This is a genomic window from Aquamicrobium defluvii (genome assembly GCF_004363725.1).
Lineage (GTDB): Bacteria > Pseudomonadota > Alphaproteobacteria > Rhizobiales > Rhizobiaceae > Mesorhizobium > Mesorhizobium defluvii.
The window spans coordinates 19,966-37,294 of record NZ_SNZF01000034.1; the positions used below are offsets into that span (position 1 = coordinate 19,966).

A 17,329-nucleotide genomic window follows, 5' to 3' on the forward strand; every position below is an offset into this window, starting at 1 on the left:
CCCTGGTTTCCAAGATGCGCCAGCCGGAACCGCACGATGCCCTGGCGCTTTTGACGCGCGAGGTGCGGGCCTGCCGTATCTGCGTGGAACAGCCGATAGGGCGTCCCCTGCCGCACGAGCCGCGACCGGTGCTGGTGCCGTCCGATACGGCGCGCATCCTTATTGCCAGTCAGGCCCCCGGCACGAAGGTGCATCTGAGCGGCGTGCCCTTCACCGATGCTTCCGGCGACCGGTTGCGCTCCTGGCTTGGTGTCACCAGCTCCGAATTCTACGATCCGGCAAAATTCGCCATCGTGCCGATGGGCTTCTGCTTCCCGGGCCAGGACGCCAAGGGCGGCGACCTGCCGCCGCGGCGGGAATGCGCGCCGGCATGGCGCCGGCAACTGATGGACCTGATGCCGCAGATCGATCTGATCCTGACCATCGGCATCTATGCGCAGAACTGGCATATGGGTGTTCTGCGCAAGGCGTCCCTGACCGAGACGGTGAGGGACTGGCGTGCTGTCTGGCAGGCCGAAGGCAGGGTCAAGGTGCTGCCGCTTCCGCATCCTTCCTGGAGGAATACGGGCTGGCTGAAAAAGAATCCCTGGTTCGAAATGGAATTGCTGCCTTTCCTTCGTGCGGAAATCCGCAATCGGCTAAGGTGAGGTTTTGAGAATTTATCACTCGCAATTCGGTTTTTGATCGGAATTTTTTTCTTGTTTGGTGCTTTTTTTTATCTGAAAATTGGACAGGTTTTCTACAAGGAGCGCTCATGGACCGCCTCGACCGAAAAATTTTGCGCCTCTTGCAGGAGGATGCCACCCTGGCCGTGGCCGATGTCGCAAAGAAGGTGGGGCTGTCGACCACCCCGTGCTGGCGGCGTATCCAGAAACTGGAGGAGGAGGGCGTCATCAGGCGCCGCGTGGCGCTCCTCGATCCGATGAGGATCAACGTTCGCGTCAACGTGTTCGTATCGATCCGCACCAATTCGCATAGCCATGAATGGCTGCGGCGTTTTTCCGAGGTGATCCAGGAATTTCCGGAAGTGGTCGAGTTCTACCGCATGAGCGGCGATGTCGACTATCTGCTGCGCGTGGTGGTGCCCGACATTGCCGCCTATGACGCCTTCTACAAGCGCCTGATCGCCAAGATCGAAATCCGCGACGTATCGTCCGCCTTCGCCATGGAGCAGATCAAGAACACCACCGAACTGCCTCTGGACTACATGGTTCTCGACAAGGAATCCGGCGCCAACGCTGCCTGATCCGTCTTCCCGCAAGCCTGTCAGTTCTTGGCGAGCCTGCCCACCGGCGCGCCATCGACACGCTTGAGGTTCATGCCGATCACCGGCACGACCTGCTTGTCGACCTTCACGGAAACCGTCACGATCATGGAATCGTCATCGGGGATGCGTGCCTGCATCACACCGTTAAGCTGCTTGCGGTTGATGGCGAAGACGACCTTGCGCGGGTCCACCACGTTGCCGGCCACGATGTCGAGTCCTTCACCGGAAGAGCCGCCCATGAAGGAGCCCTTGTAGCCGCTGCGGCCCTTGTATTCGACTGTCGCGGTCATCGGCTGGGTGAACACGCCAACGCGGCAGGAGCCGTCGAGCGTCATGCCGGCCTTCACTTCAGGCGTCGATCCGGTGAAGGAGCAGGTGAACTTGGTGCCCTTGTATTTGCCGGCCACGATCTCGCCGGGGCCGATCCATTTGCCTTCGACAGTCTGGAAGAACTGCTTGTCGCGCTCGCCGGCCGAAGCGGTTGCCGGAAGGATTGCGGTTGCCGAGAGGGCCATCGCCAGCGGCAGCATGGAAGACACGATCACGCTTTTCATCGAGGATACCCGGCAACAAAATACTGAGAGGAACCTTGCCCGAACCATGAACAAGAATGGTTAACGGTTCCTCACCATATGCCGGACAAATCGACTTTTCGCCACCTTCAGTCGCGTCACAAAGTGTATCAGCCCTGCGCTTCTTCCTGGGTTTTTGCCCGGGTTTCCTTGCTGGCAAAGGAGGTCAGGGCCGAGAGGAAATCGCCCATGCCGGGTCTTTTAAGCGCCTGGAACGGCAGTGGACGCGTGGTATCCATGGCCGCAAGGCCAATGCGCGCGGTGAGCATGCCGTTGACGACGCCTTCCCCCAGCTTGGCGGACAGCCGGGCGGCGAGCCCATGGCCAAGTATCTGCTGTACGAAACCGTCTCCAAGGGCGATCGAGCCGGTTATGGCCAGATGGGCAAGGACGCCGCGCGCCAGCCGGAAGAAGCCCAGCGTGCCCGGCCGCCCTCCATACAACTCCGAAAGCCGGCGGATGAGACGCGCCGATTCGAAGGCGACATAGGCGATGTCGACAATGGCGCGCGGGCTCACGGCGGTGACGAGCGAGACGCGCTTGGCGGCATCGAGCACCATGATCCTGGCGCGGGCGTCGAGGGGGGCGAGGATTTCGGTTTCGGCCAGCCGCACGAGGTCCGCGCCGTCGATGACATCGCCCCGCAATTCCTCCAGCGCCCTGCGGCCGGCCGCTGTTTCCGGCCTGGAGGCCACGAAGGCAGAAAGCTCATCCACGACAGCGCGTGCAGCCTTGGGATCGTTGCGGGCAAGCGCATCCAGCGCGCGCTTTTGCATCTTCTCCACCTCGGCAAGGCGGGCGATGGCCCGGAATTCGCGGGCGAGCACGACGAGCAGGGCAATCGCGCCGATTGCGGCCGCACCGGCGGCCAGCCAGCCAAGCCATGGCGTGCGCTCGAAGAGGGAGCGGACGAGATTGTCTATCCACAGGCCGATCCCCAGCGAAACGAGGATTCCTGCAGCGCCGAGCAGAATGCGCGAGGCCAAAGAGCGCTTGCGCGGCGCGGACGCCGGCGGTGGCACGGCCTCCGCAATGTCCGGAAGATCGAAGATGTCCTCCTCGACGGGCACGGCGACCGCCATTTCGACCGGGGCGGCGCGCGGCTTGCGCGGAACGGCTGCTTCCGGGGCTGGCCGCCCCTGTTCCTTGTCGTTTCCGGCGGCCTTTACTGCCTCAGGCGAGATGGGGAAGGCCGATGGCCTGCGTGGTGCGCTGCTCATGCCAGCCTGTCTCCGATCAGGAACTGCAAGGCGCGGTCGAGCCGGATATGCGGCAGGGACAGCGTAGCGCCCTCTGCCGTGCGTTCCAGCTTCGGCGGGCGGAAGCGGACAAAGCGGATGGCCGGATCGGCATCGTCCTGCCTGTGGCCATTCGCGGTCTCAAAGACGGAACCAACTTTCTCCGGCAAGTCCCCGGGAAATATAGCCGTTTCTGTCTTGCCGTCGAAGGTCTGTCCACCGATGGTTTCGCCGGCCAGCGGCGTGCCGAGTATGACCGGCAGGGTTTCGCGGCCCTGCTTGACGGTTCCTTCGCGGGTGGCGCGGACGGCGGCCATCGCGACCACGTCTACGTCGGCGCCGGTGAAGTTGGCGCGCGCGATGGCTCTGTCCGCAAGTCGCCGCACGATGGCCTGCAAACGGTCGTGGCTTTCATGATGGAGGTGGTCGGCCTTGGTGGCCGCGACGAGGATGCGGTCGATACGCCTCGATACAAGACCGGTCAGGATATTGCCGCGGCCGGGGCGGAAGCAGGCAAGGATTTCCGTGACGGCGCGCTCCAGATCGGCCATCGCGCCGGGGCCGGCATTGAGGGCTTGCAGCGCATCGATCAGCACGATCTGGCGGTCGAGCCGGGTGATGTGCTCGCGGAAGAACGGCTTCACGACATGGGTCTTGTAGGCTTCGTAGCGGCGCTCCATCATGGCGCGCAGCGATCCGGGCCGCGCGCGGCGCTCTTCGCCGGGCGGCAGGGGCGCGAAGGTCAGCGCCGGCGAGCCTTCGAGGTCGCCCGGCATCAGGAAACGGCCCGGCGGGAGGGTGGACAGCGCCCGATGGTCGAGCTTGCATGCCTTGAGGTAGGCCGCGAAGCTGTCGGCCAGCCGTCGCGCCGTGACCTCGTCCGCGTCGGCATCCGTATTGGTGGCGGCGGAGAGCGTCCGCCAATCCTGCGAGAGATCGGAGCGAACCGGAAGCGCTGCCATTTCAAATGCTTCACGGGAGAAGTCGGAGTAGGACTTTCCAAGCAGCGGCAGATCGAGCAGCCACTCGCCGGGATAGTCGACGATGTCCAGAGACAGCTTTCCGGTGGAGAACATGCGACCCCAGCCGGAAGCGGATTCATACTCGATGGTGAGGCGCAGTTCGGAGATGGCGCGGGTCGAATCGGGCCACAGGCGCTGTTCGACCAGCGTCGCGATATGGTCCTCATACTGGAAGCGGGGCACAGCGTCGTCCGGCTGCTCTTCCAGGCCGGCACGCGCGATGCGGCCGGATTTCTGCGCCTCGAACAGGGGCAGGCGGCCGCCGTGGAGCAGGTTGTGGACGAGAGCGGAAATGAAGACGGTCTTTCCGGCACGCGACAGCCCGGTGACGCCCAGCCGCAGGGTGGGTGCGAACATTCCGGCAGCACGGCCGGAAAGCGTGTCCAGCGCGATCCGCGCTTCGTCGGCGAAAGTGGTCAGCGAAGATGCCAATTCGGTTATAAAACCCTATGCAACTGGTTGAAACAAAATGATCTGGCTCGATCTGTTTCCGGCTCAGGCCCGTTTCCTGCCCGATATAGGGCCTTGGCCTGCCCAATGTAATGGGGTGCCGAAATCAGTTTCCCGCAGGCGTAAGGAACGCTTCGAGATATCCCTTGCCCGGCGCCGCTTCGGACAGGCTGCCGTCGAAGTTCAGCACGGCCAGGCCGGAGGTTGGAAAGCCATGGCTGAGCGTTTCGAGCGCGCCGCCATCACCATCGCCCGATACAGCCACGGCCAGGTCTTCCATCATGGGGTTGTGCCCGATGACCAGCAGGGAACCGAGATGACCGTGCGCGCGGATGGTTTCGAGATAGAAGGCAGCGTCTTCCGTGTAGAGTGTGTCCAGAAACACGATACGGCCGGTGTCCATGCCGCCAGCGACACCCTCCAGCGTTTCCCTGGCGCGGCGGGCATTGGAACAGAGGGTGAGGTCGGGCTGATAACCGCAGGCTCGCATGACTGCGCCGGTGGAGACGGCTTCTTCTTTGCCGGACGGGTCGAGCGGACGATCGAAATCGCGCATTCCCGGCTGTGCCCAGCCAGCTCTGGCATGCCTCAGGAGATAAAGTCTGGCCACCCGTCCTCCCGTATGTCCCTCGCGCACAGGATTATCGATTGCCGCGGTGGAGCGCAACAACGGGCGGGGCGGGAAATCGCCCTTGTCATACGTTCGTGTGAACAGGCCAGTACAGGCTTGTACATGCCCGCACTCGCGAATATATAGGCGCCAATTCTTGGGGCTGTCGGGTGAGTCGAATGAATCAAAACCTTACTGCCGATTACGTACCCTCCGACGATGAGCCGTTCATGAACGAGCGGCAGAAGTCTTACTTCCGCAACAAGCTCATCGCCTGGAAGAACGATATTCTTCGCGAAGCGCGGGAAACGCTTGAAATCCTTCAGCAGGAAAATGCCAATCTTCCCGATCTCGCGGACCGGGCCTCTTCGGAAACAGACCGCGCTATCGAGCTCAGGGCGCGCGATCGCCAGCGCAAGCTGATTTCGAAGATCGATTCGGCATTGCAGAGGATCGAAGAGGGCACGTACGGCTATTGTGAAGAAACGGGAGAGCCGATTTCTCTGAAAAGGCTGGATGCGCGACCGATCGCGACTTTGTCAATCGAAGCGCAGGAGCGCCACGAGCGCCGTGAGAAAGTGTATCGCGACGACTGAGCGCTGTTCACAGGCAAACAAAAAAGGCCGCCTTCTGGCGGCCTTTTTTGTTTTGGTGTCGGAAGAACTTCCTCCAAACCCGATCCTGGAGAAACCTGAAAAAGGGCGGTACCCTGTCGCTTTCAGGCGGCGTGCCTCAGCGCTTTGCGTTGGACAATTCTCCCAGAAGCCTCGACATTTCGTCGTCCAGCGTCGGGCCGGGAACCGGCGCTGCCGGCGCGGGCTCGCCCAGCGACAGGGCCAGTTCGCTGGCCAGCGAATCGTCCAGCGCATCCTCGGCGGACTGTAAGGGTTGCCGGGGAGGCACGGGCGCGCTGACGCGCGGAGCGGCGGCGGAGACATGCGGCAAGGGTTCTGCCACTCTTGCCACCGGGGGCGCCACCGGAGCCGGTGCCGCCCTGGCAGGCGCGGCAGTGGAAGGCTGGGGCTGAACGGGGCGGGGCTGGACTGGGGCAGGCGCCGGCACAGGGACCCTTGCCGGTGGCTGCGCTGCCGGAGGTTCAGCATGCGCGACGCGCCTGGAGCCGGCCAGCCTGATGTCGCGCTCCACCACCACATCCGTGGGCCCGCCAATCAGAATGAGATGTTCCACGTCATCGCGGCGAACCAGAACCAGACGCCTGTGACTATCGACCGCCGTGGCATCCATGACTGCAAGCCGCGTCTTGCGGTTGCGCCCGCCCGAGACGAAGGTGCCAAAACTCATGCTGCGGATCATCCTGACGACGATCAGCACCACAAGAAGCAGGACCAGAGCGGCAAGGGTCCAGAAAATGGCGGCGCTGTAGCCGGATCCGCCAGCGCTATCGAGAAACTCAGACATCGGCACCCCCAGGAGCACTGCAATGGAAACCGCAGGACAGTAGAACGCTGCCCGGCGCCACCGCAAGTTGCCTTTGCCTGCTTACACGCCTCCGGTCAGGCATATAAGCCATCGGAACCGCGCAAACGGACATCATTTTAACCATAGAGTTGCCCCTCGGGCCTTTTCCGGGCAAGGAGAATGTGATTCAACCGGCTCGGGTCGGCAAGGGGCAGGAATCGTAAGCAGGGGGCAAATGGCCAAGGAAGCGCGCGGCGATTTCTATCCGGTGCCGATGGTGGACCACAATACGCGACCGGGAACGGTAACGCGGCTCATCATCTTCATTCTGATTCTTATCGCTTCGGCGGTCGTGTTCGGGCTTTTCCGCGAACGCTTCGGCGATCCGTTCCTGCTGGGCATGCTGGGCGTGCTCGCGATGATCGGCGTCGGCTTTCTGTTCGCTACGGCGATTGGCTTTATCCAGATCGCGCCCCGATCCACCGGCGACGAGCTTTCCAAGGCTTTTGTCGATTCGATGGCGCAGGGCCTCGTGGTCACGGACGCCAAAAATCGCATCATCTATGCAAACCGCGCCTATGCGGGGATGACGGGCGCGGCCTCGGCCGCGGACATCCGCACCGTCGAAGGTTTGTTGTCGGATGTGCCCGAAGCTTCATCGGTCATCTATCGTCTGGCGTCGGGCCTGCGCGATGGCCAGCAGGGCGATGGCGAATTCCGGCTCAGCCAGGCAATTCGTCCGGGAGCCGGCCCCGGTGCGCGCTGGTATCGCGTCGAGGCGCGCTCATTCCGCATGCCGGGTCAACGCCAGCCGTTCAATGCCTGGAAACTGGCCGATATTTCCAGCGAGCGTGAGGAGCAGGAGCGCTTCTTCCTCGACCTTCAGAAGGCGATAGACCATCTGGACAATGCGCCGGCGGGCTTCTTCTCCACCGATCAGGACGGGCGCGTCACCTATGTCAACGCGACGCTTGCCGAATGGCTGGGTATCGATCTGGCAAGTTTCACGCCGGGAGCCGTGGCGCTCTCCGACATCGTGGCCGGCGACGGCATGGCGCTGGTGCGCTCAGTCCGTCCCGATCCGGGCACGGCGCGCAATGCGGTGATCGACCTCGATCTGACCACCATGAAAGGCGAGGCGCTGCCGGTTCGCTTCCTGCACCGTGTCACGGCGACCCGCGACGGCCATACCGGTCCCACGCGCACCATCGTGCTCAATCGCAATGAAGGCGAAGATTCTTCTGCCGATCTGAGAGCTTCCGAGGTGCGCTTCACCCGGTTCTTCAATTCGACTCCCATGGCCATTGCCGGCGTCGACAAGGATGGCAGGATTCTGCGCACCAACGCACCGTTCCTGTCGCTGTTCGGCTCTGCGGTGGATCGCGATGCGCTGGACAAGCGCGTGCGGCTGGACACCGTCATTCACGAGCGCGACCGCCCGGCCTTCGAGGCGGCTCTGGAAAAGGCGCGGCAGCGGCAGGCGGACATCGCGCCTATCGACACCGTCCTGCCGGACAACGAGGAGCGGCATATCCGCTTCTATGTCAACGCCGTGGCCGATGGCGACGGCGCCGAGGAGGCGGCGATCGTCTATGCCGTCGACACCACCGAGCAGAAGGCGCTGGAAGCCCAGATGGCGCAGAGCCAGAAGATGCAGGCGGTCGGCCAGCTTGCCGGCGGCATCGCGCACGACTTCAACAACGTGCTCACCGCCATCATCATGGCGTCGGATCTCCTGCTGACCAACCACCGGCCGTCCGATCCGTCCTTCCCGGACATCATGAACATCAAGCAGAACGCCAACCGCGCCGCCTCGCTGGTGCGGCAGTTGCTGGCCTTCTCGCGCAAGCAGACGCTGCGTCCCGAAGTGCTCACTTTGACCGACGTTCTTGCCGATTTGCGCATGCTGCTTGCCCGTCTTGTCGGCAACGACATCAAGCTTCGCATCGATCATGGCCGCGACCTGTGGCCGGTGAAGGTCGATATCGGCCAATTCGAACAGGTCGTGGTCAATCTGGCGGTCAACGCCCGCGACGCGATGCCCGGCGGCGGCGAGCTGACGGTGCGCACGCGCAATGTGGCGGCCGATGAGGCAAACGCTTTCCAGTACCGCGAGCTGGAGGCCGGCGACTACGTTCTGGTCGAGGTGGAGGACACCGGCAGCGGCATTCCTGCGGATGTCCTCAAGAAGATTTTCGAGCCGTTCTTCACCACCAAGGAAGTGGGCAAGGGCACCGGCCTCGGCCTTTCCATGGTGTATGGAATCATCAAGCAGACCGGCGGATTCATCTTCTGCGATTCGGAAGTGGGCAAGGGCACCACCTTCCGCATCTTCCTGCCGCGTCATGTGGCCGCCGTGGCGGCGCAGCCGGCGGCGGGTGCCGGGCAAAAGCCGATGGCCAACGGAGCGGATGCAACGGTGGCGGCTGCAAAGCCGGCCGATGCCGCCCGGGATCTGTCCGGTTCGGCAACCGTGCTGCTGGTCGAAGACGAGGATGCTGTGCGCATGGGCGGGGTGAGGGCGCTGACTTCGCGCGGCTATACCGTGCATGAGGCATCGTCCGGCGTCGAGGCGCTCGATGTGTTCGAGTCGCTCGAAGGCCGGGTCGACATCGTCGTGTCCGATGTGGTGATGCCCGAAATGGATGGCCCGACCCTGCTCGGCGAATTGCGCAAGCGCCAGCCCGACATCAAGTTCGTGTTCGTGTCCGGTTATGCCGAAGATGCCTTCGCCAGGAACCTTCCCGAGGACGCGAAATTCGGTTTCCTGCCAAAGCCATTTTCGCTCAAGCAGCTGGCGACTGTCGTCAAGGAAATGCTCGAAGGCTGAGCTGGTGCCGTGCCGTTTCGGACGACATGCGAAAACAATAAGCTGAAGCGCAAGCAGCGAATCTGAAAGATCGCGACACGCTTTATCGTATCGTGCAGGTCGAGGCGGTGAACGCGCCGTGCGGCTGTCGCATGATGATGTCGAACGAGGCGTCAGCCGGATCGAACGAGGTTACCTGGGTCAGAGAAATGCTGTTTCCGCCTGCCGTGAAGCCGCCAAGCGGACCCAGCCACGAAATCTCGCCATTTGTCTCGATCTGATAGTTGTAGCCTTGCCGGGGCGCCGTGAAATAGGCGGGCTCGGTATAGACGTTGCCCCTGATGGTGATGTCGCCGAGGCTGAGGAACTGCCCGAGAAGATAGACCTCGCAGTGATAGACGCCGTCCGGAAGCCGTTCGGCGGCGCTCGCCGGCGAGGCGCATGCGCAGATCATCGCGGCACTGGCTGCAAGCGGCAGAATGCTTCTCATGGTATGTTCCGGCCGTTCCTTCTCCCTGAACAACAGCGCCATCGGCTGCGGCCAAAGTTTATCTGCTCCAACGCCGGTAAGGCAATCCGACGATCGGATGCAACCGTGGCGTGTCGGCAGATGCATGTTATCCTTCACCATCGCCATAGTGAGTCGGCAGGCGTTTTGCGTCGATGAGGAATGGATTGAGGGAAGCGCCAGCGGCGTTAGCAAGTTCCGCGCAAGCAAGTCGGCCCAGTATCCGTTCCGCGTCCGGGTGTTGTTCATGGGGTGGACAATCGATCAGGGGGAAGGAATGGAGCGATTTCTCGAGGATCATCAAAAGCGGCGGCTGACAGAGCGTTTCGACATACTGACGGCGATCAATATACTGAAATCCCAAGGCTATCACGATGATGAAGTGATACGGGAGATCACGCGCGTCTTCTATGTCGATCTCGATGCCTATCAGGAAGTGCTGGAGCAGGCGCGTGCCGCCTGAACATTTCCGGTAGTTTGCGCGGTGTCGCCGCCGGCATCGTCTTGAACGGCGCGACGGAATGGGGCACACCGCCAGAAATGACGCGCCTGCTCGATCATCTCGTTTTACCCACCGCCGATCTCGATGTGGCGCGGGCGCGGCTGGCTCGCCTCGGCTTCACCGTGGCGCCGCGTGGCGAGCATCCTTTCGGCACGGAAAACCGTTGTGTCTATTTTTCGGACGGCACCTTTATCGAGCCGCTCGCCATTGCTGACCGGCCTGCCGCCGATGCGGCGGTAGCTGCGGGAAACGTCTTCGTCGCGCGCGACCGTATCTACCGGCAAGATGTCGGCCCCGAAGGCTTTTCCGCTGTCGTGTTCGGCAGCGCGGACGCCGATGACGACCATCGCCGCTATGTGCAGGCCGGCATTTCGGCAGGCCCCCGACTGGATTTCTCGCGGCCTTTCATCGATGCCTCGGGGCGAAGCGACACGGCTTCGTTCAGCCTGGCCTTTGCGGCTGCCCGGCAGATGCGCGGGACTTTCGTCTTTGCCTGCCAGAGGGTGAACACGCCGCGCGTCGACCGGTCCGCTCTGGAAGCGCATGCGAACGGCTCAACCCGGATTGCGCAAGTCGTGGCCGTCGCGCCCGATTCCATGCCGATGACGGATTTCCTGAGTGTGGCCGCCGATGCCGGCGAAGCCGCACAGGCTGACAAACTTGAGTTGCCCAATACGCGCATCGCCGTGATGACGCCGAGCTTCTATGCGCAACAATTCGGTCTGCCGCGCGAAACCCGCGAAACCCCCGTCTTTGCGGCCATCGTGTTTTCGGTGCGCGATATCGATGCCACGCGCCGGCATCTTGTATCTGGCGGGGTGGATCACGACATGCGGGGCGACCGCATCGTCATCGCGGCCGCGCCGGGGCAGGGCGCAGCCTTCATTTTCGAGGAGCATACATGACCACCCCTAACGCCGCGGTGAAAGCCGGAACCGTCACCTTCGACAACAGCGCGCCGCTGGCGCTGATTGCCGGCCCCTGCCAGCTGGAGACGCGGCAGCATGCTTTCGACATGGCCGGCGCGCTCAGGGAAATGACGGCGAAGCTCGGCATCGCCCTCGTCTACAAGACCAGTTACGACAAGGCCAACCGCACCTCGCTTTCGGGCAAGCGCGGGGCCGGGCTGGAAGCCGCGCTGCCGATCTTCGACGACATCCGCAAGGAATTCGGCCTGCCGGTGCTGACCGACATCCATACCGAGGAACAGTGCGCCATCGTCGCGCCGCATGTGGACATTCTCCAGATTCCGGCCTTCCTTTCACGCCAGACCGATCTGCTGATCGCGGCGGCGCGCACCGGCAAGGTGGTGAATGTCAAGAAGGGCCAGTTCCTCGCGCCATGGGACATGAAGAACGTGGTCGCCAAGGTCGTGGCGTCCGGCAACCCCAACGTGCTGGTGACGGAGCGCGGCGCTTCCTTCGGCTACAACACGCTGGTGTCCGACATGCGCGCCCTGCCGATCATGGCCGAGCTTGGCGCTCCGGTGATCTTCGACGCCACCCATTCCGTGCAGCAGCCGGGCGGGCAGGGCGGCTCGTCGGGCGGCGAGCGGCGCTTCGTGGAAACGCTGGCGCGTGCGGCAGTGGCGGTGGGCGTGGCCGGGGTATTCATCGAGACCCATGAGGACCCGGACAGCGCGCCGTCGGACGGGCCCAACATGGTGCCGCTGAAGGATTTGCCGCGCCTGCTCGAAAAGCTCATGGCCTTCGACGCCATCGCCAAGACCTGAGGTGTCTCGCCCGAACGGGCGCAATGCCTCTTAAGGAAGCGATTGCCTTTTGGCCCGCTCATTGGCTATGACGTGGCCCATCTTTAACAGCCGGAACGGGGATTTCGAATGACCGCTATTGTCGATGTCGTAGGCCGCGAGATTCTCGATAGCCGGGGCAACCCGACCGTCGAGGTCGACGTCGTGCTCGAAGACGGTTCCATGGGCCGCGCCGCCGTTCCTTCCGGCGCTTCCACCGGCGCGCATGAGGCGGTGGAACTGCGCGACGGCGGGCTGCGCTATCTCGGCAAGGGCGTCGAAAAGGCGGTCGAGGCGGTGAACGGCGAACTGTTCGAAGCTATCGGCGGCCTCGAGGCCGAAGACCAGATTCATATCGACCGTACCATGATCGAACTGGACGGCACGCCGAACAAGAGCCGCCTCGGCGCCAACGCCATTCTCGGCGTGTCGCTCGCCGTCGCCAAGGCCGCCGCCGAGTCTGCCGGCCTGCCGCTTTACCGCTATGTCGGCGGCGCGCAGGCGCATGTGCTGCCGGTGCCGATGATGAACATCATCAATGGCGGCGCCCATGCCGACAATCCGATCGACTTCCAGGAATTCATGATCATGCCGGTTGGCGCCTCCTCCATTCGCGAGGCAGTGCGCTGGGGTTCGGAGGTGTTTCACACGCTCAAGAAGAGCCTCAAGGACGCCGGCCACAACACCAATGTCGGCGACGAGGGCGGCTTCGCGCCGAACCTGAAGAGCGCGCAGGCAGCGCTCGACTTCGTCATGGCCTCCATCGAGAAGGCCGGCTTCAAGCCCGGCGAGGAAGTGGCGCTGGCGCTCGATTGCGCCTCGACCGAGTTCTTCAAGGACGGCAACTACGTCTACGAGGGCGAGAAGAAGACCCGCGATCCCAGGGCGCAGGCAAAGTATCTGGCCAAGCTGGCCGCAGATTATCCGATCATCTCGATCGAGGACGGCATGGCCGAGGACGACTGGGAAGGCTGGAAGTACCTCACGGAACTGACCGGCAAGAAGGTTCAGCTCGTTGGTGACGACCTGTTCGTGACCAATTCCGCCCGCCTGCGCGACGGCATCCGCATGGGGGTTGCGAACTCGATCCTGGTCAAGGTCAACCAGATCGGCACGCTGTCGGAAACGCTGGATGCGGTCGAGACCGCGCACAAGGCCGCCTATACGGCGGTCATGTCGCATCGTTCGGGCGAGACCGAGGATTCGACCATCGCCGATCTGGCGGTCGCCACCAATTGCGGGCAGATCAAGACCGGCTCGCTGGCTCGCTCCGACCGTACGGCCAAGTACAACCAGCTCATCCGCATCGAGGAACAGCTCGGCCGTCAGGCCCGCTACGCCGGCGCCTCGATCCTCAAGGGCTGAGCGCGCAGAGACATTCCGTTGCGGCGGATCGAAAAGGGCGGGGCAACCCGCCCTTTTTCTTTGCGCTCCATCGTGGAGCGGGCGCGAGCGTAACCGTCCATTAAGCACAATCGGCGACAAGGTAACGAAAGGATTCCGGGCCGAACCATGTGGACGCGTCAGTACAAGCAAAGAAAGACCGGACGGCTGATCATTCCCGTCCTGTGCGCGGCTTTCGTCGCCTATTTCGGCTTCCACGCATATCATGGCCAGTACGGCATCAATTCCCGTGAGCGCATGGAAGAGCAGACCGCGCGTTTGCAGGCCCAGCTCGGGAAGCTGCAGGCCGAGCGCGGCGAGCTTGAGAAGCGCGTGCGTCTGCTGCATGATGGCACCCTGGAAAAGGACATGCTGGACGAGCTGGCCAGAAAGACGCTCAACATGTCCGATCCGGACGAAGTGATCATCATGCTGCGGTGACTGGCCGATTAACCAAAAACAGGTTAATCGCTATAATTTTCAATGAATATAAATGCTTAGCTGCATGTCAGTCATGCATTTTCTACATGGCGAAATGCAATTATGCATGGTAGCTTCCCCCTCCATCAGTGGGGAGGAAAATCTCCCACACGTCCGGGAAGAGACGCACACAGGGAGAGTTGCATGGCCACCGCAGCCAGAAAGGCGCCTGCCAGATCGAAGGCCGACGCCAAATCGCCGAACATAGCCGCGCCCAAGCCTGCTGAATTCAGCAAGGAGGAAGAGCTTTCCGCCTATCGTGAAATGCTGCTCATCCGGCGTTTCGAGGAGAAGGCCGGCCAGCTGTACGGCATGGGCTTCATCGGCGGCTTCTGCCACCTCTATATCGGCCAGGAAGCGGTCGTCACCGGCATGAAGATGGCGATGGTCGAGGGTGACCAGATGATCACCGCCTATCGCGATCACGGCCACATGCTGGCCATGGACATGTCGCCGCGCGGCGTCATGGCGGAGCTGACCGGCCGGCAGGGCGGCTACTCCAGGGGCAAGGGCGGCTCCATGCACATGTTCTCCAAGGAGAAGCAGTTCTATGGCGGCCATGGCATCGTCGGCGCGCAGGTGCCGCTCGGCACCGGGCTCGCCTTCGCCAACCGCTATCGTGGCAACAAGAACGTATCGCTGACCTTCTTCGGCGACGGCGCCTCCAACCAGGGCCAGGTCTACGAAAGCTTCAACATGGCCTCGCTGTGGAAGCTGCCGGTGATCTACATCATCGAGAACAACCGCTACGCCATGGGCACCTCGGTTACCCGTTCTTCGGCCGAGACGGATTTCTCGCATCGCGGTGCATCGTTCAAGATACCCGGCGTCAAGGTTGACGGCATGGATGTCCGCTCCGTGAAGTCCGCTTCCGACATGGCGCTGGAATGGTGCCGCAGCGGCAATGGTCCGATCATCCTCGAAATGAACACCTACCGCTATCGCGGCCATTCCATGTCCGATCCGGCAAAATACCGCTCGAAGGAGGAGGTGCAGAAGATGCGCTCCGAGCACGACCCGATCGAGCAGGTGAAGGCGCGCCTTCTGGAGAAGAAGTGGGCCGGCGAGGACGACCTCAAGCTCATCGACAAGGAAGTGCGCGACATCGTGGCCGACGCCGCAGAATTTGCACAGAACGATCCCGAGCCGGATGCGTCCGAGCTCTGGACGGATATCGTTCTCTGAGGGAGGGAGCACATGCCGATTGAAATTCTCATGCCTGCGCTCTCTCCGACCATGGAAGAGGGCAACCTGTCCAAATGGATCAAGAATGAGGGCGACAAGATCGCCGCCGGCGACGTGATTGCCGAGATCGAGACCGACAAGGCGACCATGGAGGTCGAGGCTGTCGACGAGGGCACGCTGGGCAGAATCCTCGTTCCGGCGGGCGCCGAGGGCGTCAAGGTCAATACGCCGATTGCGGTGCTGTTGCAGGACGGCGAAAGCGCCGACGACATCGGCAAGGCGGCTGCGCCGAAAGCCGAAGGACCGAAGGCCGAGGCGAAGCCTGAGCCGGAAGCTGCAAAGCCTGCTCCGGTGGCTGCCGCGCCGAAGATGGAAGTCGCCGCCGATCCCGACATTCCGGCCGGCACTGAGATGGTGTCGACGACCGTGCGCGAAGCCCTGCGCGACGCCATGGCCGAAGAAATGCGCCGCGACGAGGACGTCTTCGTCATGGGCGAGGAAGTCGCCGAATATCAGGGCGCCTACAAGATCACCCAAGGGTTGTTGCAGGAATTCGGCGACCGCCGCGTCGTCGATACGCCGATCACCGAGCACGGCTTTGCCGGTGTGGGCGTGGGTGCTGCATTCGCCGAACTGAAGCCGATCGTCGAGTTCATGACCTTCAACTTCGCCATGCAGGCCATCGACCAGATCGTCAATTCGGCGGCCAAGACGCTTTACATGTCGGGCGGCCAGATGGGCGCGCCGATCGTGTTCCGCGGCCCGAACGGTGCGGCGGCCCGCGTCGCGGCCCAGCACTCGCAGTGCTACGCGGCCTGGTACAGCCATATCCCCGGCCTCAAGGTGGTGATGCCCTACACGGCCGCTGACGCCAAGGGCCTGCTCAAGGCGGCGATCCGCGATCCCAACCCGGTGATCTTCCTCGAGAACGAAATCCTTTACGGCCACCATTTCGATGTGCCGAAGCTGGACGATTTCGTGCTGCCCATCGGCAAGGCCCGCATCCACAAGAAGGGCAGGGACGTGACGCTGGTGTCGTTCGGCATCGGCATGACCTATGCGATCAAGGCGGAAGAGGAACTGGCGGCGATGGGCATCGATGCGGAGATCATCGATCTGCGCACCATCCGTCCGCTCGATCTCGACACGATCATCGAGTCGGTGAAGAAGACCAACCGTCTGGTGGTTGTCGAGGAAGGCTTCCCGCAGAGTTCTGTCGGCGATCACATCGCCAATCAGGTGTCGCAGCGGGCCTTCGATTTCCTCGATGCCCCGGTGATCACCATCGCCGGCAAGGACGTGCCGATGCCCTATGCGGCCAATCTCGAAAAGCTGGCCTTGCCGAATGTCGGCGAAGTCGTCGAGGCGGTGAAAGCCGTCACCTATCGCTAGGCTCCGGGGAGGACGATATGCCGATCAACATCACCATGCCGGCGCTCTCTCCGACCATGGAAGAGGGCAACCTGTCCAAGTGGCTGGTCAAGGAAGGCGACAAGGTTTCGCCCGGCGACGTGATCGCCGAGATCGAGACCGACAAGGCGACCATGGAGGTCGAGTCCGTCGATGAAGGCACGGTCGCAAAGATCGTCGTTCCGGCAGGCACCGAAGGCGTGAAGGTCAACGCGCTGATCGCGGTTCTGGCCGAGGATGGCGAGGATGTTGCGCAGGCCGCCAAGGCTTCCGGCGACGCACCTGCCGACGCTCCGAAGGCCGAAGCGAAAGCGGAAAGCGCTCCGGCACCTGCCGAAGCGCCCAGGGCGGAAGCTTCTGCGCCTGCAAAACCCGAAGCGAAAGCCGCCGCCAAGGACACGGATCGCGTCTTCGCGTCGCCGCTCGCCCGCCGCATTGCCCGCGAGGCCGGCCTCGACCTTTCCGGGATTTCGGGTTCGGGCCCGCAGGGACGGGTGGTGAAGGCCGATGTCGAGGCGGCGATTGCCGGGGGCGGGGCCAAGGCTGCTGCCGTGGCACCTGCCGGTGAAGCGGCAGCACCTGCCGCCGCCGCGCCGGCGGTCAAGCCGATGTCGGACGAGGCGGTGCTCAAGCTGTTCGAGGAGGGCTCCTACGAGCTGATCCCGCACGACAACATGCGCAGGACCATCGCACGGCGGCTGGTCGAGGCGAAGTCGACGGTGCC

Annotated in this window: 18 protein-coding genes; 12 read left to right on the forward strand and 6 right to left on the reverse strand. The window is 63.0% G+C overall.

Translation table 11 applies throughout. The features are described 5' to 3' along the window. Positions 1-14 precede the first annotated feature (14 nt). Complete coding sequence (locus DES43_RS19090) at positions 15-647, forward strand: uracil-DNA glycosylase family protein (protein WP_051520818.1); 633 nt, start codon at positions 15-17, stop codon at positions 645-647. A gap of 107 nt (positions 648-754) precedes the next feature. Then, positions 755-1,246 carry an Lrp/AsnC family transcriptional regulator gene (locus tag DES43_RS19095; protein WP_035032584.1) on the forward strand — a complete coding sequence of 164 codons (492 nt, stop codon included), beginning with the start codon at positions 755-757 and terminating at the stop codon, positions 1,244-1,246. A 20-nt stretch (positions 1,247-1,266) separates the two neighbouring features. Here the strand turns inward: DES43_RS19095 and DES43_RS19100 are convergent, their stop codons facing one another. The 4 genes from DES43_RS19100 to DES43_RS19115 form a co-directional block, all read right to left on the reverse strand. Next, positions 1,267-1,821: a hypothetical protein gene (locus DES43_RS19100; protein ID WP_035032587.1), complete on the reverse strand. Its 555-nt coding sequence runs from the start codon at positions 1,819-1,821 to the stop codon at positions 1,267-1,269. Between the two features lie 128 nt (positions 1,822-1,949). After that, the gene (locus DES43_RS19105; RefSeq protein ID WP_035032591.1) at positions 1,950-3,059 is read right to left on the reverse strand and encodes a YcjF family protein; all 1,110 of its coding nucleotides are present in this window, start codon (positions 3,057-3,059) and stop codon (positions 1,950-1,952) included. Next, positions 3,056-4,531: a YcjX family GTP-binding protein gene (locus tag DES43_RS19110; RefSeq protein WP_035032594.1), complete on the reverse strand. Its 1,476-nt coding sequence runs from the start codon at positions 4,529-4,531 to the stop codon at positions 3,056-3,058. Before DES43_RS19110 ends, DES43_RS19105 begins: the two co-directional genes overlap by 4 nt. Before the next feature lie 124 nt (positions 4,532-4,655). Continuing rightward, the gene (locus DES43_RS19115; RefSeq protein ID WP_035032598.1) at positions 4,656-5,159 is read right to left on the reverse strand and encodes a SixA phosphatase family protein; all 504 of its coding nucleotides are present in this window, start codon (positions 5,157-5,159) and stop codon (positions 4,656-4,658) included. A gap of 179 nt (positions 5,160-5,338) precedes the next feature. Here DES43_RS19115 and dksA point away from each other — a divergent pair, with 179 nt between their 5' ends. After that, on the forward strand, positions 5,339-5,755 hold the full coding sequence (gene dksA / locus DES43_RS19120) for an RNA polymerase-binding protein DksA (protein WP_035032600.1): 417 nt from the start codon (positions 5,339-5,341) through the stop codon (positions 5,753-5,755). Between the two features lie 136 nt (positions 5,756-5,891). Here the strand turns inward: dksA and DES43_RS19125 are convergent, their stop codons facing one another. Beyond that, entirely contained in the window at positions 5,892-6,578 is a 687-nt protein-coding gene (locus DES43_RS19125) for a flagellar biosynthetic protein FliO (RefSeq protein WP_035032602.1), read from the reverse strand. 235 nt (positions 6,579-6,813) lie between these two features. Between DES43_RS19125 and cckA the strand changes: the two genes are divergently transcribed. Further along, positions 6,814-9,408 (forward strand): cell cycle histidine kinase CckA, encoded by a 2,595-nt coding sequence (cckA, locus tag DES43_RS19130; RefSeq protein WP_035032604.1) that lies wholly within the window; start codon positions 6,814-6,816, stop codon positions 9,406-9,408. A gap of 82 nt (positions 9,409-9,490) precedes the next feature. Here cckA and DES43_RS19135 read toward each other — a convergent pair whose 3' ends face one another. Then, entirely contained in the window at positions 9,491-9,841 is a 351-nt protein-coding gene (locus DES43_RS19135; RefSeq protein ID WP_084496647.1) for a hypothetical protein, read from the reverse strand. A gap of 160 nt (positions 9,842-10,001) precedes the next feature. Here DES43_RS19135 and DES43_RS23055 point away from each other — a divergent pair, with 160 nt between their 5' ends. The 8 genes from DES43_RS23055 to DES43_RS19175 all read left to right on the forward strand — a co-directional run. Then, entirely contained in the window at positions 10,002-10,358 is a 357-nt protein-coding gene (locus DES43_RS23055; protein ID WP_245264795.1) for a hypothetical protein, read from the forward strand. Positions 10,359-10,399: 41 nt separating this feature from the next. Then, positions 10,400-11,302, forward strand: a complete 903-nt coding sequence (locus DES43_RS19145) for a VOC family protein (RefSeq protein WP_342585406.1) — start codon at positions 10,400-10,402, stop codon at positions 11,300-11,302. Next, the gene (gene kdsA / locus DES43_RS19150) at positions 11,299-12,129 is read left to right on the forward strand and encodes a 3-deoxy-8-phosphooctulonate synthase (RefSeq protein ID WP_035032607.1); all 831 of its coding nucleotides are present in this window, start codon (positions 11,299-11,301) and stop codon (positions 12,127-12,129) included. Before DES43_RS19145 ends, kdsA begins: the two co-directional genes overlap by 4 nt. Before the next feature lie 108 nt (positions 12,130-12,237). Beyond that, positions 12,238-13,512, forward strand: coding sequence for a phosphopyruvate hydratase (eno, locus tag DES43_RS19155; protein ID WP_035032608.1), 1,275 nt, complete (start codon positions 12,238-12,240; stop codon positions 13,510-13,512). Positions 13,513-13,659: 147 nt separating this feature from the next. Then, a complete protein-coding gene (locus tag DES43_RS19160; protein ID WP_035032610.1) occupies positions 13,660-13,971 on the forward strand; it encodes an FtsB family cell division protein in 312 nt (103 codons plus the stop codon). 183 nt (positions 13,972-14,154) lie between these two features. After that, positions 14,155-15,195 (forward strand): pyruvate dehydrogenase (acetyl-transferring) E1 component subunit alpha, encoded by a 1,041-nt coding sequence (gene pdhA, locus DES43_RS19165; protein WP_035032613.1) that lies wholly within the window; start codon positions 14,155-14,157, stop codon positions 15,193-15,195. 12 nt (positions 15,196-15,207) lie between these two features. Further along, positions 15,208-16,587, forward strand: coding sequence for a pyruvate dehydrogenase complex E1 component subunit beta (locus DES43_RS19170; protein WP_035032615.1), 1,380 nt, complete (start codon positions 15,208-15,210; stop codon positions 16,585-16,587). A 17-nt stretch (positions 16,588-16,604) separates the two neighbouring features. Beyond that, positions 16,605-17,329, forward strand: a 725-nt coding sequence (locus DES43_RS19175; RefSeq protein WP_133675995.1) for a biotin/lipoyl-containing protein, incomplete at its 3' end; no start/stop codon positions are given.